General features: G+C 45.0%; 18 protein-coding genes. 16 read left to right on the forward strand and 2 right to left on the reverse strand.

Annotated features, from left to right (window positions below; genetic code table 11):
* Positions 1-42 precede the first annotated feature (42 nt).
* From Q1Q15_RS07850 to Q1Q15_RS07880, 7 genes are all read left to right on the forward strand, one after another.
* Positions 43-831 (forward strand): coniferyl-alcohol dehydrogenase, encoded by a 789-nt coding sequence (locus Q1Q15_RS07850; protein ID WP_300458227.1) that lies wholly within the window; start codon positions 43-45, stop codon positions 829-831.
* Positions 832-882: 51 nt separating this feature from the next.
* Positions 883-2,085, forward strand: coding sequence for an amino acid ABC transporter substrate-binding protein (locus Q1Q15_RS07855; protein ID WP_300458228.1), 1,203 nt, complete (start codon positions 883-885; stop codon positions 2,083-2,085).
* A gap of 78 nt (positions 2,086-2,163) precedes the next feature.
* On the forward strand, positions 2,164-3,030 hold the full coding sequence (locus Q1Q15_RS07860) for a branched-chain amino acid ABC transporter permease (RefSeq protein ID WP_300458229.1): 867 nt from the start codon (positions 2,164-2,166) through the stop codon (positions 3,028-3,030).
* A complete protein-coding gene (locus tag Q1Q15_RS07865) occupies positions 3,027-3,977 on the forward strand; it encodes a branched-chain amino acid ABC transporter permease (protein ID WP_300458230.1) in 951 nt (316 codons plus the stop codon). The genes Q1Q15_RS07860 and Q1Q15_RS07865 overlap by 4 nt, the downstream gene beginning before the upstream one ends.
* Entirely contained in the window at positions 3,970-4,704 is a 735-nt protein-coding gene (locus Q1Q15_RS07870) for an ABC transporter ATP-binding protein (RefSeq protein ID WP_300458232.1), read from the forward strand. Before Q1Q15_RS07865 ends, Q1Q15_RS07870 begins: the two co-directional genes overlap by 8 nt.
* Positions 4,697-5,404: an ABC transporter ATP-binding protein gene (locus Q1Q15_RS07875; RefSeq protein ID WP_300458234.1), complete on the forward strand. Its 708-nt coding sequence runs from the start codon at positions 4,697-4,699 to the stop codon at positions 5,402-5,404. Before Q1Q15_RS07870 ends, Q1Q15_RS07875 begins: the two co-directional genes overlap by 8 nt.
* 304 nt (positions 5,405-5,708) lie before the next feature.
* Complete coding sequence (locus Q1Q15_RS07880; protein ID WP_300458235.1) at positions 5,709-9,128, forward strand: FIST N-terminal domain-containing protein; 3,420 nt, start codon at positions 5,709-5,711, stop codon at positions 9,126-9,128.
* Here Q1Q15_RS07880 and Q1Q15_RS07885 read toward each other — a convergent pair.
* A complete protein-coding gene (locus Q1Q15_RS07885; protein ID WP_300458236.1) occupies positions 9,125-10,690 on the reverse strand; it encodes a sigma 54-interacting transcriptional regulator in 1,566 nt (521 codons plus the stop codon). The genes Q1Q15_RS07880 and Q1Q15_RS07885 overlap by 4 nt on opposite strands.
* Positions 10,691-11,080: 390 nt before the next feature.
* On the opposite strand from Q1Q15_RS07885, the gene Q1Q15_RS07890 reads away from it, so the two are divergent.
* The 9 genes from Q1Q15_RS07890 to pyk all read left to right on the forward strand — a co-directional run bounded on the left by Q1Q15_RS07890 (position 11,081) and on the right by pyk (position 21,890).
* Positions 11,081-12,292, forward strand: a complete 1,212-nt coding sequence (locus tag Q1Q15_RS07890) for an acyl-CoA dehydrogenase family protein (protein ID WP_300458238.1) — start codon at positions 11,081-11,083, stop codon at positions 12,290-12,292.
* An 82-nt stretch (positions 12,293-12,374) separates the two neighbouring features.
* Positions 12,375-12,884: a hypothetical protein gene (locus Q1Q15_RS07895; RefSeq protein WP_300458239.1), complete on the forward strand. Its 510-nt coding sequence runs from the start codon at positions 12,375-12,377 to the stop codon at positions 12,882-12,884.
* 69 nt (positions 12,885-12,953) lie between these two features.
* A complete protein-coding gene (locus tag Q1Q15_RS07900; RefSeq protein WP_300458241.1) occupies positions 12,954-13,622 on the forward strand; it encodes a cobalamin-dependent protein in 669 nt (222 codons plus the stop codon).
* Positions 13,623-13,627: 5 nt separating this feature from the next.
* Positions 13,628-14,767, forward strand: a complete 1,140-nt coding sequence (locus tag Q1Q15_RS07905; RefSeq protein WP_300458243.1) for a uroporphyrinogen decarboxylase family protein — start codon at positions 13,628-13,630, stop codon at positions 14,765-14,767.
* A gap of 368 nt (positions 14,768-15,135) precedes the next feature.
* The gene (gene ileS / locus Q1Q15_RS07910; protein WP_300458244.1) at positions 15,136-17,931 is read left to right on the forward strand and encodes an isoleucine--tRNA ligase; all 2,796 of its coding nucleotides are present in this window, start codon (positions 15,136-15,138) and stop codon (positions 17,929-17,931) included.
* A 1-nt stretch (position 17,932) separates the two neighbouring features.
* A complete protein-coding gene (gene lspA / locus Q1Q15_RS07915) occupies positions 17,933-18,448 on the forward strand; it encodes a signal peptidase II (RefSeq protein ID WP_300458245.1) in 516 nt (171 codons plus the stop codon).
* 5 nt (positions 18,449-18,453) lie between these two features.
* Positions 18,454-19,227: a prolipoprotein diacylglyceryl transferase gene (gene lgt, locus Q1Q15_RS07920; RefSeq protein WP_300458246.1), complete on the forward strand. Its 774-nt coding sequence runs from the start codon at positions 18,454-18,456 to the stop codon at positions 19,225-19,227.
* On the forward strand, positions 19,211-20,500 hold the full coding sequence (gene holA / locus Q1Q15_RS07925; RefSeq protein ID WP_300458248.1) for a DNA polymerase III subunit delta: 1,290 nt from the start codon (positions 19,211-19,213) through the stop codon (positions 20,498-20,500). The genes lgt and holA overlap by 17 nt, the downstream gene beginning before the upstream one ends.
* The gene (gene pyk / locus Q1Q15_RS07930) at positions 20,463-21,890 is read left to right on the forward strand and encodes a pyruvate kinase (protein ID WP_300458249.1); all 1,428 of its coding nucleotides are present in this window, start codon (positions 20,463-20,465) and stop codon (positions 21,888-21,890) included. Before holA ends, pyk begins: the two co-directional genes overlap by 38 nt.
* On the opposite strand, the gene lipA is transcribed toward pyk, so the two are convergent.
* Positions 21,876-22,745: a lipoyl synthase gene (gene lipA / locus Q1Q15_RS07935; protein WP_300458251.1), complete on the reverse strand. Its 870-nt coding sequence runs from the start codon at positions 22,743-22,745 to the stop codon at positions 21,876-21,878. The genes pyk and lipA overlap by 15 nt on opposite strands.
* Position 22,746: the final 1 nt, after the last annotated feature.

Raw genomic sequence — 22,746 nt, forward strand, 5'->3', positions numbered from 1 at the left:
ATTAACGAATTTAATACGATACATTAACAAACAGAGGACATAATGATGTTAACAGGAAAAAAAATTATTGTAACCGGTGCCGCATCCGGTATTGGTGCTGAAACCGCCAAACTATTAAAGGCAAAAGGAGCCAGTATTGTTGGCATGGATATTAATGAACCCCAGGCCAATATAGATCAATATATAAACGTTGATTTTTCAGATCCAGGATCAATTGAAACAGCAGTGGCATCTGTTCCGGATGGAATTGATGCCTTGTGCAACATTGCAGGCCTTCCTCCGACAAAAGAACGGGCACTGGTACTGAAAGTTAATTTTCTTGGACTCAGACATTTTACCGAACGGATGATTGACAAGTTAAACGATGGTGCTTCAATCGTAAATATTGCGTCCCTTGCCGGTCTCGGCTGGCCGGAAGCCGGGGACCAGATCAAAGCCTTACTGGCATTAAGGGATTTTAGTGCCACTGAGGCATTCTGCGAATCAAATGGTGTAGAAGAAGGGGGGGGGCGGTCTTATTTTTTCACCAAAGAAACCCTGATTGTCTGGACCATGATGAATCGCTGGACCTGGCGTGACCGGGGCATCCGAATGAACTGCGTGAGCCCCGGACCTGTTGAAACCCCGATCCTCCCTGATTTTCTTGAAACCCTGGGTGAAAGGGCTGCAGAAGATGCAAAGGTGATGGACCGGCCCGGACGTCCCGAAGATATTGCACCGGTTATTGCGTTTATGTGCAGTGACGACAGTAACTGGATAAGGGGTGCAAATATTCCCGTTGATGGTGGGATGTACCAGCATGTTCTGTGTAATATGCATGGACATATTTAATTCAGTTAAATTTTAAATACGTATGTCATCTAAAAAAGTGAGAGGAAAAAAATGAGAGTATCTAATTTATGTAAGGCCATGAGCATTGGATTGATCAGCGTAATGATAGGATTTAGCTCTGTGCAGGCACAGGACGTCATCAAGGTCGGAATGTCTGCGGCGAAAACCGGCCCCCTGAGTGGCGGTACGGCGGTTACCCAGTGGCCGAATTTGAAACTATGGGAGCACACGGTTAATGCCAAGGGCGGAATCAAAGTAGGTGACAAACGCATGCCTGTTAAAATCTTTGAATATGATGACAGAAGCCATCCTACGGATGCGGTTAAAAATATTCAACGGATGATCAACAAGGATAAGGTTGATTTTGTTGTTGCACCTTATGGTACCGGGATAAACCTTGCCGTTGCCCCCATACTTGCTAAATACGGGTATCCCCATATCGCTGTCAGTTCCATTACTGACAAGGGGGATGAGTTTACCAAACGATGGCCGAATATGTTTTTAACCCTGGGTACATCCACAGGGTTTGCCGAATCAGTAGCCGATGTCCTTAAAAAAATGCGTGACCAGGGAAAGATAGGCAACAAGGTTGCGGTTGTAAATGTTGCTGATGCCTTTGGTATTGAACTGGCTCATGTTGGCAAACCCGCATTGGAAAAGGCCGGTTTTGAAATTGTATATGAAACATCCTACCCTCTTGGAACACAGGATTTAGCACCGGTAATCAATGGAGCAAAGAATGCCAAACCAGATGCATTTGTTGCCTTCAGTTATCCGCCTGATACGTTTGCACTCACCGAACAGGCCAAAATTTCAAATTTAGAGGTTAAGGCATTTTATGTCGGTGTTGCGACCTGCTTTCCTGCTTTTGAAAAAAGATTCGGTTCGGCAGCGCAGGGCATATTCGGTGCAGGTGGGATAAATCCTGACACACCGGAGATGAAAGCCTATTTCAAGAGCCATCTTGAAGTTACCGGTGTGGCCGCTGATTACTGGGCCAGTGCCACTACCTATGCAAGCCTTCAGGTTCTTGAGCAGGCCATTGAACGCGCAGGCACCATTGATCATCCCCAGGTCATTAAAACAATAAAGAACGGCACATTTGATACAGTTATGGGAAAGATTACCTTTGATGGGAACATCAATCGTAAATTCTGGACCATGGGGCAGTGGCAGGATGGTGTGTTCTATGGCGTTGCTTCCACAGGTCTGGATGGGGAAAAAGAGCCAATCATTAAAACAGGTTGGAAATAGATCTTTTTTTGTCATCAATAAGGGCCTGATCTGGCAACAGTTTCAGGCCTTTTTATAGTGTTTAGGAGTTCCGGGGTTATGGAAATAATTATTACGGGTATTTTGTTGGGTGGTGCCTATGCATTAATTGCAGTTGGCCTGACCATACAGTACGGGGTGGCTCGTATCATGAATCTTGCAACGGGTGAGACACTTGTTGCGTCATGTTTTTGCACATTCTGGATGTTTAACAGTCTCAAAATAAATCCAATTTTAGGTATTTTTCTGATCGCACCGGCGGCATTTATACTCAATTGGGCAATCTATTCACTCTTGCTTTTACCGCTGGTACGTCGTGCCAAGAACAAAGCAATGCTGGAGGTGGACAGCATTCTGGCTACCTTTGGAATTCTCTTCTTATTGGAAGGCTTGATGCTGGTGGGATTTGGCGGGGAGTATTTCAGCTATAGTTTTCTGTCCACATCCTACACGATTGCCGGAACCGCATACGGCTTGAACAGGATTGTGGCATTTCTGGCAGCCGTTCTGATCACAGGAACACTCTATGTTTTTCTTACCCATACCCGTTATGGAACATCCGTCCGGGCGGTTGCGGTTGACCCTGCCGCCGCCGGACTGGTGGCTATCAATGTTGATCGTGTTTCTGCATTTGCATTTGCCCTGGGAGGTGTTGTGACGGCCGCAGGAGGCACTCTTTTGTCTACTTTTTACACCTTTAATGCTTCCATGGGGGTTGTCTTTACGATGAAGGCATTGATCATTGTTATCATGGGCGGTGTAGGAGATGTCCGCGGTGCCGTGATAGCAGCGCTTATTCTTGGAATAGCTGAAACTGCAACGGCAACCCTTATAGATCCCGGATTAACCATTGCCGCTACCTATTTTCTGTTTATTCTTATTCTGTTATTCAGGCCCCAGGGGTTGTTCGGGAGACAAACGACATGATAAAAATAACAAAAGATGAAATCCGTATTTTACTATACATGGTGGTTGCTGTTGCCATACTTGCCTGTCTGCCGCTGCTCGACCAGGGGTACATCCTGTCGCTGGGATTGACCATTGTTATGTATGTCGCACTTTGTACTGCCTGGGTCCTTTTTTCAGGACCAACACACTATATTTCCCTTGCCACAGCCGCATTCTTTGGTCTTGGAACCTATGTCGTCGGCATCGGGATAGACGTATTGCCATTCCCCATACTGTTAATCATCGCGGCCCTCATCGGTGGGGTTGTTTCCGGATTGGTCGGCATTGCAACACTTCGTTTGTCAGGCGTCTACTTTGTCATTTTTACGTTGGGTATGGCGGAGCTGATTCGCCAGATTGTCACATGGATCCAAACCAATTTTACAACAGGAATCGGACTTTATGTTCTCACCGACTTTAGTGAAGCACACATTTATTGGATGTTGCTGGCATTGACGGTCCTTATCTTTATTACAGGCTGGCTGATCAATCGTTCCCGGTTGGGGTTTGCCATGAGAATTATCGGCAATGATGAGACGGTTGCCGCCCATGTCGGTATTGACTCGGCAAAGGCAAAGGTATTGCTGTTCCTTATCTCCGGTGCCTATATTGCTGTCATTGGGGCGATTCTTGCACCGCGGTTTGCGTATATCGAACCCCCCTCCGCGTTTAATCCCATGATTTCATTTTTAGTGGTCATCATGTCTCTGATGGGGGGAACCCGGACGCTATGGGCACCCTTAATTGGCGTTGTTCCTTTTACATTATTGTTTGATATGGTTTCTGCTAGATTTCCCAATCACTCAAGTATTCTGCTGGGCATTGCTTTTCTGCTGATTGTATATCTGATTCCGGACGGGTTGATTGGTAGAATTGAGGGAATCACCAAACGATTTTCAAAGAAAAAGGAGAGGACACATGAGTAAACCGGTTGTTTTGAAGGTCAATAGTGCTACCAAACGATTCGGCGGACTTTTGGCTGTTAACAATTTGGATTTCGAGGTGACTGAACACGAAGTTCTGGGTCTCATCGGTCCCAATGGCTCAGGGAAAACAACAGTGATGAACCTGATTTCCGGAGCTTTGAAACTCAGCTCAGGTGAAATCCGCCTGGAAGAAAAAATTGTCTCAGACCTGCCGGCGTATAAAATATCACAACTGGGGATATCCCGTACATTCCAGCTGGTTAAAATCTTACCAACCTTAAGTGTCATCGATAACGTTATTTCAGGTGGTGTATTCGGATATCACAGAATGTGGGGAGAAAATGCAGAAGAAACAGCATTACATCTGCTGAAAAAAGTCGGACTGGCAGCCTTGGCATTTAAGCCCACAGAACAATTGACCTATATCGATCAAAAACGTCTGGAACTGGCAAGGGCATTGGCCGGGAATCCCAAACTGTTATTGCTTGATGAATGGCTGGCCGGGTTGAATCCAACCGAATTGCAGATCGGTATTGAGTTAATTCATTCCCTGCGGGCTGAAGGAAGAACCATCATACTTGTAGAGCATGTTATGGACGCTATTCGAAGCTTATGTGATCGATGTGTGGTGATGAGCAGCGGCGTTAAAATTGCGGATGGAGAAGTGGCAGAAACATTAAAGAACCCGGAAGTCATACGGGCTTATTTGGGGGATTCAGATGCTTAGAATTGAAAATATGTCCGTGGCTTACGGGCATCACCGCGCCCTGGACAACGTATCGATGAAAGTTGACTCAGGTGAGATCGTCGTAGTACTGGGCGCCAATGGCGCTGGGAAATCAACACTTTTGAAGGCCATTGGCGGTATGATCCCGGCAGGAAATGGCTTTAAGGCCAGTATCAATGGCCTACAAATTCAGAACAAAAAACCCCATACCATTGTGGAAGCAGGGATTGCTCTTGTTCCGGAAGGCAGAGGTGTTTTTGGTGAATTAAGTGTCGGCGAAAACCTGAAACTGGGGGCCAACCCCAAACGGGCGCGGAAGCATGAAAATAAAAATCTGAAAACCGTATTTGACCTTTTCCCAGTCCTTGCCAGAAGAAAAAATCAACTCGTACGGACAATGAGCGGTGGTGAACAGCAGATGGTTGCCATTGGACGCGCCATCATGTCCCAACCGGATATAATGATGTTTGATGAACCCTCTCTGGGCCTCTCTCCGTTGCTGACAACTGAAGTGTTCAAGGTGCTCACCCTTCTGAAAAAAACAGGTGTCGGTATCCTGCTTGTAGAACAGAATGCCCGCCAGAGTCTGGCAATTGCGGATAGAGGTTACCTTTTAGAAAACGGGCATATCGGACAATCAGGATTGGCCAGGGACTTGATTGAGGATGAGGCGGTCCGCAAAGCCTACCTGGGGGGATAAATTAAAGGTGTTCGGTCATGGATTATATCCGGGTTGCTTTTGATGGGCTTGATCATCGTTTCGGCCAATATCCAAGAGGGGTCAGGCTTGCGTTATTGACGCTTTTGCTGAATTCCTTTGCCATTACAGTCTGTTATCAAAAGCACAATAACACAAGCCTGACCCCGTCGAACCATGACCCCGTCGAACCATCAATTACGACAATTGGGCGAAGTTAGGACCAAGCCCCTTTTGATGAATTTGACTAAATCAGCAGGTTTGGTTATGAGTGTCTCAAAGATTACCTTTTATCTGAAGGAGTGACATGGCCGATTATTTTGAATCCGGTATTGGAAAGGCAACCTTACATCATCCAGAACAAGATCACGCTGAACTGGGTCGCGAGGCGGCCTCAGAAGCACTGTCTCAGATTAAGCAATTCCAACCCTGTCTTGCAATGGCCTTTGTTTCCTCTGAATTGGATATCCCTGGGATCACAAAGGGGATAAAAGAGATGATAAAGGAATGTCCTCTGATTGGAACAGGCACCGCTGCTGCCATTGCAAACGGCTTTGCAGCAAACAGTGTTGTTGTATGTGTTCTGGCGTCCCCTCATATTAGAGTTCGAATCGGTGCCGGGAACAATGTCAGCCAAAACTTCCAAACAGCCGTCAGTGAAAGCCTGTCGGATGCAGGGATTAATCAATACTTTGACTATCTCCATCCACAGCATCAAATGCTTCGCATGGCTTCAGGAGGCACTTCTGGAAATTCACCTGTTCTTCTCATTGTTTTTTCCCCTGGATCAACAACTGAAAAATATTCCTCCAGCCATGATATCCACTCTGTCTTACGAAAATCTTCTGCCAATCGGATACCCATATTTGGCGGTAGCTCATCCGATTTTTTTCACTATGGACCAAACTATCAAATTATCAACAATCGTGTATTAAACGATGCCATAGTCCTGGCATTTCTTGAAACAGATGTTCTCTTTGGTTTGGGAATGGCACATGGATTTATCCCAACCAAAAAACAGGTGATGGTAACACGCGCTTCCGGTCATTTTATCCATGAATTTGATAAACGGCCGGCTGTTGATGTTTATGCTGAATTGCTTAAAATGGATCCGCTGCACATCAAAGGAAACTTTCAGGTGGGTGTACCGCCTTTCAAGCAATTTCCCCTTGGATCTGTGGATATGTATGGGAATTCAATATTGCATGTGCCGGAACGTCTTTTAGACGATGGATCTATTCAGTTCGCCCATGTCATTGAAAACTCCCGGGTCATGAGCTTAATGCGGGCTAAAGATGACGAGGTGCTAAATGCCGGGGTTGCCGCATATAATAAAGCCGTTCTATACGGCGGTTTAAACAAACCGTCATCCATCATCATGCTGTCCTGTGCATTGAGAATGAAAAATCAAGCGGAACAGGAAGACCTTAGACGGGTCCGGGAGAATGCAAATCTCTCGTTCTGTGGTCTCTATTCTTATGGGGAAAAAGGTGTTCTGGATGATGGTCTCCCTGTGTATAATAATCATTCTGTTTCTACCCTGGTTTTCTCAGATGAATTGAATCCCATTGCCTCTTTGGTGAACAAGAATAAAAACATATATGAAAAATTTAATGATGAACTTGAAAAAAAAGCACTTCAAATAAAGTCAATTTCCAAAATGAATGAGGTGATCCAAAATGAAACCGATGTGGGCCGGCTTCTCACCTCTCTGACGTCAGAGCTGGCCGTATCTTTCCCATGGGCGTATGGTGCCTTTTATCTGTCTGAGGGTCAAAATGGAACATTGGCTTTGGCAAGTGCGGTTGATTTTGAAAAGTTCCCCGACAAAATCCAGATAAACAAAGAACAACCAGGGTTCTTGTATATCCATCTGGATAGCCATGAAAAGTCTTTTGGGGTAATGGTTTTGAGAGTTAAGGACTCCGCCGTGGGTCTCAATGAAGAAGATATCCAATTGGCCAGAACAATCGGTAAAATGGCAGCGAATGGCCTTCATCAAATTGAATTGGACAGCCATCTGAATGTTAAACTGCGGCAGCTTGAAATTCTAAACCAGATCGGCAATGAATTATCTAAAACCGAGGAAAATGGCCTGCAATCTGAGAACATATTAAACCATATCAAACGGTCTTTAAAATTATCATTCGTAAGTCTGTGGCTGATCGATAGAACACATCAGCTGCTGACAAAAGAAGCCATCACCTCAAATGAAGATATGAAAATCGGCCAGGTGGAAAAAGAAAATGACGAGAGACTTGCCAGGTGGCAGATCGAACATGAAAAACCCCTTTTTTATACCAATGAACCCGGGATGATGCACCCCATCCAGTTGATCGCACCATTTAATTTTAGTTTTGTTTCATTACCCATCAAATTAAAAGGAGAATTAAGGGGGATTTTAAATTTATTTTCCCTCCGACAATATAAGTGGTCTCTTCAAACAGAGCGTATATTTGAAAACATGGAATTTTTGCAGAACATCTCCACCCAGATTGCCATGTTCATAGAAAACAGGAGTCTTCATAAACACACAACCCTCTACAAAGAGATTCATCATCGCGTGAAAAACAACCTGCAGAATATTGCCAGTCTCCTGCGGATGCAGCGGCGCCGTCTTGACAGTATTACAGCAGACCAGGCCTTGTCAGACAGTATTGCGCGAATTATGAGTATTGCCATGGTTCACGACACTCTCTCCCAGAGTGAGATTGGTCTTGTTGATCTCCACCGGCTTATGGACAGTATCATTAAATTCTGCGAGTCAGAAGCTTCCCACAAAATTAACATTACCCTGGATGTTTCCGATACACTCACCATGATCCCCTCCAGGGAAGCAACCACACTTTCACTGGTAGTGAATGAACTTGTTCTTAATGCCATCCAGCATGGCGTTAAAGGGAGAGAAAATGGTAAACTCCAGATCATTGTTGAACAAAAAAATGATATATCCGTCACGATAATAGATGACGGTCCCGGGTTGCCGGACGCATTTGATGCTAAAAAGGATGGGAATTTAGGATTGACCATCGTTCAAACCCTGGTTAAAGATGAACTTAAAGGTCATTTTGAAATCAATGGATCTTCCGGAACACGGGCATATGTTTGTTTTCCGACTCCTAAATCCTGCTACCCGTTACAAAAGTCTGAAAATAAAATTAAACTTCATAAAGAAAAACCTAAAACTCGTTTTGGTAAGATAATGAGCAAATTTGGAGGGAACCCGATGACAAAGGAAAGCGCTTTAAAAGATAAAGTGATACTGATAGTTGATGATGAAGCCGATATTCTTGAAACAGTGCAAGAAGAACTTTCCATGTGCCTTTTGCACAAGGCCCAGGATTACGATACGGCAAAGCAATACCTGGCAAGTTATACGTATGATATTGTTATTTTGGATATTATGGGAGTGGATGGGTTTGAGTTGCTGAAGGATTCTGTGCACAGGGGGTTTCCCACCACCATGCTGACAGCTCATGCCTTGACACCAGAGGCATTAAAACAATCCATAAAGCTGGGGGCGGTATTTTTTCTTCCAAAGGAAAAGTTATTTGAGTTAAAGGAATTTTTAGAAACAGCAGTCCTCAAAGAAAAAAAAGCGTCCTGGTCATATTTTTTTGATACATTCGGCAAGTATCTTAGCAACCGCTTTGGACCGGACTGGAAAGAAAAGGATAAATTCTTCAAAGAATTTGAAAAGTCCATCAGCATGAATAAAAAGGATTAATCGGCCGAAATCATATCCTTTTTTCTTCCGAAAGGGATTTGCAGTTTTCGCATGCGGGACCGAAGGGTACCCGGATTGATTCCCAGCAGGTCAGCGGCACCATTTTTCCCCTGTACTTTACCTTTTGTCAACTGGAGAACATGCAAGATATGGCGCCGGTTAATATCTTCCAGGTCAAGTACTTCAGGGTCATGAGAACCCAATTGCCTTGGAGACGGAAGGGTAGAATTTAACAGATGACGATCATCGAAATGAAGTCTTCCTTCAAATCGTCCTGTCCTGCTGAGAATAAGCGATCTTTCTATAAAATTTTCCAACTCTCTGACATTACCGGGCCAGTCATATTCCGTTAACCGATCAATTGTTTCGGAAGTGACAACCGGACGTTGGCCCAGGTTCAACTCCCGGGTTTTAAGATCGATAAAATAGTCTACAAAACCAGGAATATCGGCTTTGCGCTGGCGAAGCGGCGGGATGATGATGGGAAAAACATTCAACCGATACCAGAGATCTTCCCGGAAATATCCGTTTTTGACCATTTCTCCAAGGTTTCGGTGGGTTGCCGCGATGACCCGGACATCCAGTGTCTGGTTTTCGGTTCCACCAACTCTTTCGATAGTTTTTTCCTGCAAAACCCTCAGCAGTCGAATTTGTGCTGCTGCCGGCAGTTCGCCGACTTCATCAAGAAAGACCGACCCTTTGTCAGCCCGTTCAAAAAGACCTCTTTTCATGGCCATTGCACCAGTAAAGGCCCCTTTTTCATGACCAAACAATTCACTGTCGATAAGCGTTTCAGGGATGGCACCACAATTTATTTTAATGAATGGACCCTTTCGTCTATCTGAAGAATAATGCAGGGTGTTCGCAATCACTTCCTTACCCACTCCCGTTTCTCCAAGCAGAAGAACATGGTTGTCTAAAGAGGCAACTTGTCTGACCATTTCCATGACATAGCGAAGTCCGGATTGTTCACCAATGATAACGTCACCTGAAATTCGATGAAGTTCCTTTTGCAAATATTGCTTGTCATCTTGTAATATTGTTTTCAGTTTTACGACTTGCTGATAGCGAAGGTGGTTGGAAATGGCAATTGAGAAAGGATCCCGAAGCATGTGTATCAGCCGGAGATGCTTTTGAGAGAAAACATTCTTTTCTTTTGTCATCATACCGATCACCACCATCTGATCGCCTTCAATCTGAAGGGGGATACCGATGCCGGAGGCTGTTTTATAACCCGTTGTCTGGGCGATTTCCCTTGTTATGGTTTTTCTACCGTCAATGTCAATCAAGTAGGGTTTCCCGATGTCGGATTTTAATTCTGCCTGGGCTTTTTTTGATAGAAACCGGGTTTGGTTGAGTGGTATTTTTAATTCAAAATCAGATGCAAATGCAATGAATTTGAATCCACCCGTTTCAAGATCGAATAGATTGCAGTCAATGCTATTGATGGGGATATATTGTTTCAAAAATAAAAAACAATTTTTGAAAACTGCCTTCAACTCCAGGCTGCCGCAGATATTTAGTGTTGCTTCATGGAAAAATGCATAATCATCAATTTTCATATCAGGTTCTTAAAAGTGTGATATTTATCATATTGTTAAAAAAATATTATATTTCACATACAGATCTGATAAATATCACATATAAATAGTTATAACAATAATAATATTTGTAATCACAGGCAAAATTAAAGTTGGCACAGTTATAGCATTTAAGTTCATAACACGTTAAGCATGATCCTTCAGAGGGTAATGATGCCTTCTGAATTTAATGAATAGAAAAAAAGATCCTTAGAGGTAATGAAGCCTCTTTTGTCCAAAGCTGGACAAGAGAGGCTTTTTTTATTTTTTCATCATAGACGTCTGAAACGGGGATAAACAGACACCACTTAAAAATTCAGCAAGCGGTTGAGAAAAATAATTCAATAAACACAAGCAAAAAGGAGAGCCATCGTGAATTTAGAACATCTGTTAAGCAAAGAACATCTTCAAATTAGAGAAACAATTCGAGAGTTCACCAAAAAAGAGATTATGCCCAGGACCAGGGAGCTGGAGGCAGATTACAGTCTTGTAGAAGAAGTGCACCAGAAGCTGGTTGATATGGGGGTTCAAGCCGATGGATATCCGGAAGAATACGGCGGCGGTGGACACGGTTCCATGACATCCTTGTGTATCATCACTGAAGAACTGGCCAAAGGGGATGCCGGCATCAGCCTGTCCGTTGGCATTAATGCCGGAATCATTCTCAAACCGGCAATGGTGGTTGAAAATAAATTTGTAATGGACCAGTTCATTCCCCGCTTCACGGGTGACAAACTGGCTTATGCCTGCATTTCCATGACCGATGAGCAGGGCGGGGCGGATTCGGAAAATCCACTGCTTGCAGGGGGGGGGATCAAGACCACGGCAAAGCTTGAAGGGGATGAATATGTGATCAATGGTGCCAAGTCCTGGCCGACCCACGGCGGCGTTGCAGAATGTTATCTGACGGTCTGCAATACAGACCCTTCAGCCGGCGATGAGGGAATCGCCTTGATTTATGTTCCCAAGGATACACCGGGCCTGACCTTTGGAAAACCGGAAGAGAAGATGCTGTTTAAAACATCCATCAACTCATCGATCTATTATAACAATGTCCGGGTGCCCAAGGAATACCGCCTGGCCGGTCCGGGTATGGATGCCAATATTTATCATTTTTTTGAAGTGGGAACCGGGTGGCATTCGTCTGCCATGGCCCTGGGCGTTGCCGAGCGGGCATTTGAGCTTGCTCTGGCGTATACAGGGACCCGGATGGGCGGATTCAAGCCGGTGCGGCAGCACAGCATGGTGGCAGGGATCCTGGCCGATATGGCCATTGGTATTGATATGATGCGGGCCAGCGTCTACAACCTGAGCTGCATGCTGGACAACCTGGATGTATACGGTCCGCCCTGGAGCCCGCAGTTAATTTCCAAAGCATCTGCCACCCGTGTTTTTGCCGGGGACAAGGCGGTTGAAATCGTGAATAAGGGTGCCGAACTCCTGGGGTCCATGGCAATTTCAAAAGACTTTGGCTACGAAAAATGTCTCAGGGATGCCAAGATATTCCAGCTCTGGCTGGGCGGGCAGCAGATTTGCCGCTACCGGGTCGCCCGGGGCTATTATGATTTAAAAAACTGGGCGTAGCAGCAATGAGTGCCAATACCCACTCATAGTTTCCGGCTATATTCATTAACCCTATTTACGATGCGAAAGGAGTTTAACACGGATGGATCAGAAAATTTACCATCACATTAGAAAAGAGTCTATTGCAAACTTTTTCTTTAACGCTGTCGTCAATGGTATCATCGCATATTTTATCGGACGATCAACCAAGATGCTCTTCATATGGGGAAAGGGGAGCTTTGGAGGCGATATTGTGGCCACAGCCTTTTTTCTCCTTATCATTGTCTCCCTTGTTGTAATTCCGCTTAAAAAAAGAGGGGTCCGAAAAGGAACCCTGCCTTCACTTGAATGGAATCAATGTCTTTTTTTACACCGGATTCTGAGCAAATTTCCCCAAAATACAATTTTGTGTTCCCTTGTCTTTGGCTTTGTCGGACTTGCTTTTATCGCGCCGGTTACCCTCCTGCCGTTTTGGGTCATGGGTATAACCCAAATGACACCCCAGTCTTATATCATATTTAAAAGTATTTGGGGCGGGTGTCTTGTTGCGGTAATGATTTGGCCCATTATCATTTGCGCATTGGGAAACACGACTCCTGAATCCGCCTCTTGATTTTGGCAGGCTACGTTAAGTTCGTTTCAGAAGGTTTTTTAAATAATCATAGAAAAGGAGAAACTGAACATGCACATGAACAGAAAGGTCGATGTCCAAACCGAAAAAATTATTGATAAACTTAAGCTGGCTATTAAGGAAGCAGATTTTGATGCAACACCGGTCATTGCACAGGAAGCCCTGGATGCGGGTATTGATTCCGCTCAAATTATGCAGGAAGGCATCTGCCAGGCATTGATGGAAATTGAGCATGACTTTTTTGGGGACACCAAACCCACCATGCATCCAAAGCATTTAATGGGTGTTGAAGGCGCTCGCCGTGCAATGGCCGTGCTTGAACCCTTGATGAAAAATAATGACGGCAAATCCGGTACCATCGTCATGGGCGTTCCTTCGGGAGATACCCATGATTTTGGTACAAAAACAGTTGCCTTGTCCCTTCTCGCAGCAGGATTCAAAGTGGAATATCTTGGAAGAGACGTCGCCCCGTTACGGTTTGTCCAGAAAGCCCAGGAAACAAACGCTGATATTATCGGAATATCATGTTACCAGACAACAGGCTTTGAAAAAATTGAAGAGGTCATTGACCTGATTTCCCAGGTTAAACTCCAGGACAAAATCCGGGTGATGGTAGGTGGATCCGTCATCACCCAGAAGTATGCGGACAAGTTGAATATAGGATATGCAAAAAATGCTGCAGATGCCGTAACACTGGCACAAACACTGGTGAGGAGGTAATAGATATGGCAAAAATGACTGCAAGTGAAAGAATCATGATGTCGGCTATGGGGAAAGAACCTGACAGGGTACCGGTTTTTGGTATATTTAACGACTGGGCATGGGGGCAGTTATATGGCAGGAATCACATGCTGGATTACTGCCAGGATGCTGAAAAATGGGCTAAAGTCATGGTATGGACGTGTAAGGAAATGGGAGGTGATTCAGCAGTGGCACTGCCTGATGTGCACCCTTTGGCTGAAGCGATCTGTGAGGCATCCGGCCTGCCCAGTCCTTCCATTTCATGGAAAGACTTTCCCCGAACCGATGCGCATAGCCTATATGAGGGTGACCTTGTCAATGATCCGGCATATGGCAATCCCATTATTAAAACAATGAAGGATGCAGAAAAGCTAAAACCGGCTGATCCCTATAAACATGGAAGACTTCCGGTACTGCTCAAATCCATAGAACTTGCAAACAAGGAATTGAAGGGCGACTGGCCTGTTGGTGGAATGGTTGAAAATGCATTGTCTGTCGGCGGAGGCCTTATGGGCTGGACCCCGATGTTTATGGCCATGGAAAAAAATATAGCGTTGTGGAAAAAGGTAGAGGATGTGGCCATTAAGTCTTCATGGGCATTTGCCAAAGCCCAGAAAAAAGTCGGGGCTGTTTTTGCTGTAAGCCATACAGAGCTTCCCGCCCGGGTGGGGTCAGAATCATTCCTGGCAAACCCGACCTGGATGCAGGCAGACTGGCCGCCTGAGCTTTATAAACGAATCCCGGAGGAATTGGGTTTGGGCATTGCCGTACATGCCTGTACCACAGGACCGAATGAGCCGGGAATCGACGCATGGAAAACAATGGTAAATCATACAGCTTCATTTTTTTGTGCGGAATCCGGAGGCGCAGACTCCCTGGCGCGCATTAAGGAAGCATTAGCTCCAGCCTCGGTAATGGGCAACATTCATCCGGTGGATATCATGCTCCATGGCACCCCTGATGACGTAGAAGACGCCTGTATAGAGCTGATCAAAAAATGTGGTCCCGGGGGTCGTTTCCAGCTTGGACCCGGCTGCACATACTCTCTTGACGTCCCTTACGAGAATGTAAAAGCCATGGTTGATTCATGTGAGAAGTATGGCAAGTACCCGATAAATCTTTAAAAAAAGGATACGGCCATTATATTGTCGAAACAGATGGTGTCGTATCCGATTCACGACCCAGGACCATGTTCCGATGTATCAGATCATCGGAATACGGTCCTGGACACATCCAGGCCAGGAATGCGTAATTTTGTGTTTGCCAAAACAAAGAACCCTTTTTTAAAAATTCAAACCAAACAATGCCAGTTTAAATTCTTCCTGCATTGAATCCGGCACATCTGAACCAATACGGGTAAAGCATGAGGTGTTCCTTCCGGCATCATAGATACCTTGCGGGTTTGCGCTTATTTTCTTGACATTTTTCCGGTTTAGATTTACAAAGGAAAGTTCAATTATTGATATCAACTGATCCGAATATCGGAGGAATAATGGATTATAAAAAGACCTTGAATCTGCCATCCACAAAATTTGCCATGAAGGCCAATCTGCCCCAACGCGAACCCCAGCAGTTAAAAGAATGGGAAGAAAAAAAAATCTATCAGAAGTTAAGAGAACAATCTAAAGGCAGCGTCCCTTTTATTCTCCATGACGGCCCTCCCTATGCAAATGGTCATCTCCACATGGGACATGCCATTAATAAAATTTTAAAAGATATTATTGTCAGATCCAGGCAGATGGCCGGATTTGATGCGCCCTATGTTCCCGGTTGGGATTGCCACGGCCTTCCCATTGAGCACAACGTGGACAAAAAACTGGGTAAAAAGAAACGGGAGATGACCGATGTCCAGGTCAGGAAAGAGTGCAGATCATATGCTGCCAAATTTGTCGATATTCAACGAGAAGAATTCAAACGGTTTGGGGTTATTGGAGAATGGGATCAGCCGTATTTGACAATGAACTACCCGTATGAAGGCAGGATTGCCAAAGAATGTGGAGAGTTTGCTCTTTCAGGGGATATGTTTCTGGGCAAAAAACCCATTCACTGGTGCTGCAATTGTCAAACTGCCCTTGCAGAAGCGGAAATTGAACATCACGACCATACCTCTCCGTCCATTTTTGTCAAATTTCCGGTAAAGGATGATCTGTCAGACCTCCTGCCCGGGGTTGAAGACGATATTTTTGTGGTGATCTGGACCACAACGCCCTGGACCATTCCTGCCAATATGGGGGTTTGTCTGCATCCGGATTTTGTGTATGTGGCCGTTAAAACAGAGCAGCAAGGGGTTCTCATTGTTGCAAAGGATCTGGCGGAAAAGGTCATGCAAACCGTTGGCATTGAAAGCTATACCATTTTAAAAGAAATCTTTGCCCGGGATCTTGAAAAGAAACGCTGCAAACACCCGATTTATAACAGGGATTCATTAGTGATCCTGGGAGATCATGTCACCCTTGATGCCGGCACCGGGTGTGTTCACACGGCACCGGGCCATGGGGCCGATGATCATGTTGCCGGCAGTAAATACGGCCTGGAATGCTACTCACCGGTGGAAGACAATGGGGTATTTTCCAAGGATGTCGAACATTTTGCCGGTGAATTTATTTTTAAAGCCAATACCCATATCAATGAAAAACTGGCCAGCCTGAATCTCCTGTTAAAAAATGAAAACCTGTCCCATTCCTATCCCCATTGCTGGCGGTGTAAAAAACCGGTGATCTTCAGGGCAACTCCCCAATGGTTCATCTCCATGGATAAAATGGCCCTGCGGCAGAAAACCCTTGATGAAATCAATAATGTCCACTGGATTCCCTCCTGGGGCCGTGAAAGAATCTATTCCATGATTGAAAACCGTCCGGACTGGTGTCTGTCACGGCAGCGCTCCTGGGGGGTTCCCATTCCGGTATTTCATTGCAAAGCGTGTAAAGAGGTGTATGTCACACGGGAATCCGTAGATAAGATACACGGATTGTTCTCGGAGCACTCTTCTGATATCTGGTTTGAAAAAGATGCCATATTTTTGATGCCCGAAGGTGCCACGTGTGAAAAATGCGGGTCAACCGATTTCACAAAAGACCATAATATCCTGGATGTCTGGTTTGATTCCGGTGTGAGTCACGCCGCGGTTCTGGAAGAAAGAGAGGGGCTTTCCCGGCCGGCAGATATGTATCTGGAGGGAAGTGATCAGCACAGGGGATGGTTTCATTCTTCGTTGCTGACCAGTGTGGGAAGAACCGGACGAGCCCCGTATAAAGCGGTTCTCACCCATGGGTTTGTGGTGGATGAAAAAGGGCATAAAATGTCCAAGTCTGTGGGAAATGTTGTGGCCCCGGACACTGTGATCAAACAATATGGCGCGGATGTCTTGCGGCTTTGGGCGGCTTCGGCTGACTATAAGGGCGATATCAGTATTTCCAATAATATTATCAAACAATTATCAGACGCCTACCGGCGCATCAGGAACACCTGCCGGTTTATGCTGGGGAATTTTTCAGATTTTGATGTTACAACGGATTTGCGACCCATCAAAGAGATGTCCGGACTTGACCGGTTTATTCTCCACCGGCTTCATCTTTTTGTAAAGCGGGCCCTGGCATCCTATGAAACCTATGAATTTCATACCATTTATCATACCCTGCACAATTTTTGTGTGGTGGATCTGTCTTCTTTTTACCTGGATATTATCAAGGACAGATTGTACACGTCTCCGGCAGCGGACCCGTTGCGGCGGGATGCCCAGACTGTCATGTATATCATTCTGGATGCCATCGTAAAAATCATGGCCCCGATTCTGCCATTTACAGCGGATGAAATTTACCAGCATATGCCCAAAGGTATAGATCATAAAGACTGTATTCATCTGGATGCCATGGTTGAGCTGAACGATGAGTGGCAGGACGCAGAACTGGCAGAGGTTTGGGAAAGCATTAGAACCCTGAGAGGCGAAGTCACCAAAGCCCTGGAAGAAGCAAGGAAAAGTAAACTGATCGGTCATCCGCTGGATGCAGCTGTTGAAATTAAATTGCCGGATACACAACTGAAAACACATGTTCAGAACTTGAGTGAACCCCTCAATGATATTTTTATTGTCTCCAAGGCTGTGCTTGTTGATGCCCTTGATGAAAACGCTTATCAGAGCAAAGAAATCGAAGGGCTGGTCATCAAAGTGCAGAAATCCACTGGGGTCAAATGTGAGCGATGCTGGCGGTTTGAAGACACCATTGGCAATGACACGGATCACCCGACGGCCTGTGAACGATGTGCCGCTGCCTTAAAAAAGATCGTGTAAATTGAATCGGATTGTCCTCTCCAGAGACTTCGGTCAAACCGTATGGTTAAGGTTAATTCTGGTCAGCGGATGTGTTGTTTTCGCTGACCAGATCACCAAGTATTTGATCAAGATCAATTTAGCCGTATATGATCACATCGTTATTGTTGAAAAATTTTTTAATCTTACCCATATCCTGAATCCCGGCGGTGCGTTTGGTTTTTTTGCGTCCCAGTCCCTTGAAATCCGAAAATTTATTTTTCTGTTCATGTCGTCCCTGGTTGCTGTTTTTGTCTTGTGGTTCTACAAACGATGTGCCCTTGAATTTGTTTTTCTCTCCTATGGGCTGGCCTTGATTTTTGGTGGTGCCCTGGGAAACCTGATTGACCGGTTCCGGTATGGCAAGGTCGTTGATTTTTTAGATTTTTATATTGGCTCTGCCCATTGGCCGGCGTTCAACATTGCCGACAGTGCCATCAGCATTGGCATGTGCATATTGATTTATCATATTCTGTTAAAAAAAATGCCTGAGGTTTAATAGTTATGCATCCGACTCTTTTTCATATCTTCGGTGTCAAGCTTTACTCCTATGGTCTGTTCGTTGCCCTTGGGTTCATGACAGCCGTATGGGTATCCCAGAAAAATGCCAAACCCCATGGCATATCCCCCCAGACCATTACGGATATCTTTTTTGTCATCCTGATGTCCGCCCTGATCGGTGCGCGATTGTTGTATATAGTGGTCAATTTTGAGTCGTATCAATCCAACCTCCTGGGTATTTTCAAGATCTGGGAGGGGGGCCTGGTTTTTTTTGGTGGATTCCTTGCTGCCGTTATCGTTACCCCGGTTTACGTTGGAATGAAACACCTGGCCGTCTGGAAACTGGCGGATATTATTTCACCCGGCATTGCTTTAGGTCATGCCCTGGGCAGAATCGGCTGTTTTTTTGCCGGATGCTGCTATGGAAAAGCGTGCAGCCTTCCCTTTGCCATTAAATTTACAAATCCGGAAAGCCTTGCCCCCATTGGGATTTACCTGCACCCAACTCAGATTTACGCGGTAATTTCAAACCTGGTCCTGTTTTTTATTCTAATGGCGCTGCAGAAAAGAAAAAAATTTGATGGTATGGTCTTTCTCTGTTATATCATGCTCTATTCTCTGTTCAGATCCATCATTGAATTTTTCCGGGGGGACTTTCGGGGGGTGTTCTTTTTTGACTGGATCTCCCTGTCCCAGGGCATTGGATTGATTGTGTCCCTGATAGCCTTTATCCTTTTAATCAAACTGTCAAGACCCTTTTATGGCCCCAGCAAATAGTGTCATTAAACATCATCAATTGGGGTCATTTCTCAGTTCGGCCCAACCGGATACGATTCCGGGGTTTTTTATAATTCACGGGGAACCCTATCTGATAAAACAGGCGTTTGATACCCTGTCCTCTTTTCTGCTCGGACCGGATCATTCACCGTTTGCCCTTGAAACCCTGGAAGGGGGATCTGTTTCCATTGGGGATATTATTGAGCAGGTGTCCACGTTTTCTTTTCTTGTTCCCCAAAAAATTGTGGCCGTCAAAAATATTCCTTTGTTTCAAGCCCCCCAAGGCAGTCAGGACATCAGTTTTTCTTCGTCAGATATTGAGCACCTGGCACAATTTCTTGATGCAGGCCTTCCCGCAAATCATTTTTTAATCCTGACAACCCCCCATATTGATAAAAGAAAAAAAATTTACAAAAAAATGGCCGACAACGGATGCATCATTGACTGCTCTGTTGCCTCAGGTGTAAGAAAAGCGGATACGGATGAACAAAAATCGGTCTTGCAGCAGGTTGGTGCTGATATTTTGTCAACCGTTGGCAAAACCATTGACAATAAAGCTTTTCATGCCCTGGTGGAAATGACAGGATTTAATCTTGATCTTTTTTCCCAAAACCTGGAAAAGCTGATTGTTTATTCCGGAAAGGCCAGTCGTATTTTAATTACAGATGTAAAAGCGGTTATTATAAGGGATAAAAAAGACCCGATTTTCAATTTGACCAATGCTGTTTTGGACAAAGATGTTAACCTGTCGATTACCTATTTAAATTCACTGTTTAATGACGGTTTTCATCCCCTTCAGATCTTAAAATCCTTTGAAAATCTGATTCGAAAACTGATCCTGGTGAAATGTTTTATCCAGGACGTGTATCAACACACACCCGTGCAGTTGAAAAAAATGAATTTTAATTCATTCAAACAGGTAGTGCTTCCCAAAATCGTTCAACATGATCAGCAAACAATGACAGACTATAAAACCCAGGATGAATATTTAACATCCAACACTGTAAAGAAAAAAAAGGACCCTCCCAACGATCTTTTACTTGCACCCAACCCCAAGAATCCTTATCCTGTATTCCAAGTATTTCAAAAAGCTGAAAATTTTTCATTAAATGAGCTGAATCAAGCCGTGTTTTTTTTAAGTGATTTAGATTATCGGCTGAAATCTTCATCTTTTGATGCAAAGACACAAATCGAGAATTTTATCATCAATATCTGCAGAAAAGGAGGGGAGGGGGATGCCGAGAAAGACAAAAATCGTCGCCACCATTTCTAATTTAAATTGTTCGTCGAATTTTATTAAAGGCCTGTATTGGGCCGGCATGAATGTGGTGCGGTTGAATACCGCGCACATGACCCATGAGGATGCACTCGAAGTGATCCAAAACACCAGACAGGTGTCGGATAAGATAGGACTTCTGCTGGATACCAAGGGTCCTGAAATCAGAACCTGTGATTGTGTTTCCCCCCTGGCGGTAAAATATGGCGATACCATACGGATTAAAGGGGCACCGGGTGAACGCTCAAACAATGATATCATCTGCGTGTCATATGCGCATTTTGTAGCAGATGTTCCCATGGGCAGTTCTATTTTGATTGATGATGGGGATATTGCCCTGGCGGTCATGGAAAAGAACGCTGAGTATTTAACCTGCCATGTGGAAAATGACGGCGTGATTAAACCCCGGAAAAGTATCAATATCCCTTCGGTTCATGTGACCCTTCCGGCGCTGAGCGAAAAGGATAAAGGCTTTATCAGGTTTGCCGCTGATCATAACCTGGATTTTATTGCCCATTCTTTTGTGAGAAACAAAGAGGATGTCATGGCGGTCCAGAAAATTTTAGATGAAAAAAAGTCTACCATAAAAATTATTGCAAAGATTGAAAATGCCCAGGGGGTTGAAAATTTGTCGGAAATTCTTGATCATGCCTATGGGGTGATGATCGCAAGGGGAGACCTGGCCGTTGAAATCCCCACAGAACAAATCCCGTTGATCCAGAAAAAAATTGTCAAAGACTGCATGGAAAAAAGAAAACCCGTCATTGTTGCCACCCAGATGCTGCACTCCATGATTGAATCCCCCCGACCCACAAGGGCAGAGGTGTCTGATGTGGCCAATGCCTGCCTGGATCATACCGATGCCCTCATGCTGTCCGGGGAAACAGCCAGTGGCAAATATCCTGAAGTGGCGGTGAGAACCATGGCAAAGATTGCCCAGGAAGTTGAGAGCAAGAAGAGTAGTTTTATTAATGTCCCCTATACCCTTGAAAATAAAATAACCGCTTACCTTGCCAAATCAGCTGTTAAAGCCGCGTTAAGACTGAACATAAAAGCCATTGTGGCGGATTCCCTGACCGGAAAAACCATTTGTGCCCTGGCCGCTTACAGGGGAGACAGTCCCATATATGCCCAGGTATATGACAAAAGCGTGATGCGGCAGCTCTCCTTGTCCTTTGGGGTGTTTGCCGACCATATTCCCTTGACCAGTGCCGGTGAAAATCCCTTGAAGCAATCCATCTGCAGGCTGATTGATGAAAAACACTTTATGGACGAGGACCTGATCATTGTCCTGGCCGGCAGTTTTGGGGTCAAACACGGTGTTTCCTATATGGAAATCAGTACTGCTAAAAACTTTAAAGGAAATTGTACCCTAAATATCAAATAGATCCTGGGCCTGGTAGGAACTTCGAACAAAAGGGCCTGCTGCTATTCGTTTAAATCCGATTTGCCGGGCAATGTGTTCAAGCTGCTGAAATTCATCCGGGGAATAATATTTTTGAACGTTTAGATGGGCTCTTGTGGGCTGAAGATATTGACCCAGTGTGATGATGTCACAGCCATGATCAAACAGATCTGCCAGGGTCTGTTCCAGTGCTGCCGTGGTTTCCCCCAACCCCACCATGATCCCTGATTTCACCGGCATGGCAGGGTCAATGGCCTTAACATTCTGCAGCAGATCAAGAGACTGCTGATAATTGGCCTCAGGTCTTGCCATCGGATAAAGAGAGGGAACCGTTTCAATATTATGGTTCACCACATCCGGATTTGCACATACAACTATTTTTAGCGCCGCCATATTTCCCTGGAAATCAGGAATCAGGACCTCTACTTTCGGGTCGTCCGGCAGAACGGATTTTATGGCATGGATGGTATTCGCAAAATGGGTGGCACCACCATCCTCAAGATCATCCCTTGTAACTGAGGTCACCACGACATAGGTTAACTTTAAATCAAGGGCAGCTTTGGCCACCCGCATGGGTTCTTCTGGATCAACGGGCAGGGGGGCGCCCCAGGACACATTACAGAACCGGCAGTTTCGGGTGCAGTCAGATCCCAGGATCATAAAGGTGGCAGTATCTTTGGAAAAACATTCAAACATGTTGGGGCAATTGGCTTCCTGGCAGACAGTCTTTAACCCGGATGTTGACAAGAGGTTCCTGACCCGTTGATACTCCCCGCCCTGGGGAAGCGATTTTTTCAACCACCAAGGTTTTCCTTTTCGTTTTTTTTCAATAGACATT

The sequence above is a fragment of the Desulfobacula sp. genome (assembly GCF_030145145.1).
Lineage (GTDB): Bacteria > Desulfobacterota > Desulfobacteria > Desulfobacterales > Desulfobacteraceae > Desulfobacula.

Excerpts from the sequence above, each read along its gene's own strand:
- Q1Q15_RS07860 (WP_300458229.1), top strand. The coding sequence starts at position 2,164 with ATGGAAATAATTATTACGGGTATTTTGTTGGGTGGTGCCTATGCATTA.
- Q1Q15_RS07895 (WP_300458239.1), top strand. The coding sequence starts at position 12,375 with ATGGATCAGAAAATTTACCATCACATTAGAAAAGAGTCTATTGCAAAC.
- Q1Q15_RS07905 (WP_300458243.1), top strand. The coding sequence starts at position 13,628 with ATGGCAAAAATGACTGCAAGTGAAAGAATCATGATGTCGGCTATGGGG.
- Q1Q15_RS07855 (WP_300458228.1), top strand. The coding sequence starts at position 883 with ATGAGAGTATCTAATTTATGTAAGGCCATGAGCATTGGATTGATCAGC.
- lgt (WP_300458246.1), top strand. The coding sequence starts at position 18,454 with ATGCATCCGACTCTTTTTCATATCTTCGGTGTCAAGCTTTACTCCTAT.
- holA (WP_300458248.1), top strand. The coding sequence starts at position 19,211 with ATGGCCCCAGCAAATAGTGTCATTAAACATCATCAATTGGGGTCATTT.
- Q1Q15_RS07880 (WP_300458235.1), top strand. The coding sequence starts at position 5,709 with ATGGCCGATTATTTTGAATCCGGTATTGGAAAGGCAACCTTACATCAT.
- lipA (WP_300458251.1), bottom strand. The coding sequence starts at position 22,745 with ATGTCTATTGAAAAAAAACGAAAAGGAAAACCTTGGTGGTTGAAAAAA.
- Q1Q15_RS07870 (WP_300458232.1), top strand. The coding sequence starts at position 3,970 with ATGAGTAAACCGGTTGTTTTGAAGGTCAATAGTGCTACCAAACGATTC.
- pyk (WP_300458249.1), top strand. The coding sequence starts at position 20,463 with ATGCCGAGAAAGACAAAAATCGTCGCCACCATTTCTAATTTAAATTGT.
- Q1Q15_RS07850 (WP_300458227.1), top strand. The coding sequence starts at position 43 with ATGATGTTAACAGGAAAAAAAATTATTGTAACCGGTGCCGCATCCGGT.
- Q1Q15_RS07875 (WP_300458234.1), top strand. The coding sequence starts at position 4,697 with ATGCTTAGAATTGAAAATATGTCCGTGGCTTACGGGCATCACCGCGCC.
- Q1Q15_RS07885 (WP_300458236.1), bottom strand. The coding sequence starts at position 10,690 with ATGAAAATTGATGATTATGCATTTTTCCATGAAGCAACACTAAATATC.
- Q1Q15_RS07900 (WP_300458241.1), top strand. The coding sequence starts at position 12,954 with ATGCACATGAACAGAAAGGTCGATGTCCAAACCGAAAAAATTATTGAT.
- Q1Q15_RS07865 (WP_300458230.1), top strand. The coding sequence starts at position 3,027 with ATGATAAAAATAACAAAAGATGAAATCCGTATTTTACTATACATGGTG.
- ileS (WP_300458244.1), top strand. The coding sequence starts at position 15,136 with ATGGATTATAAAAAGACCTTGAATCTGCCATCCACAAAATTTGCCATG.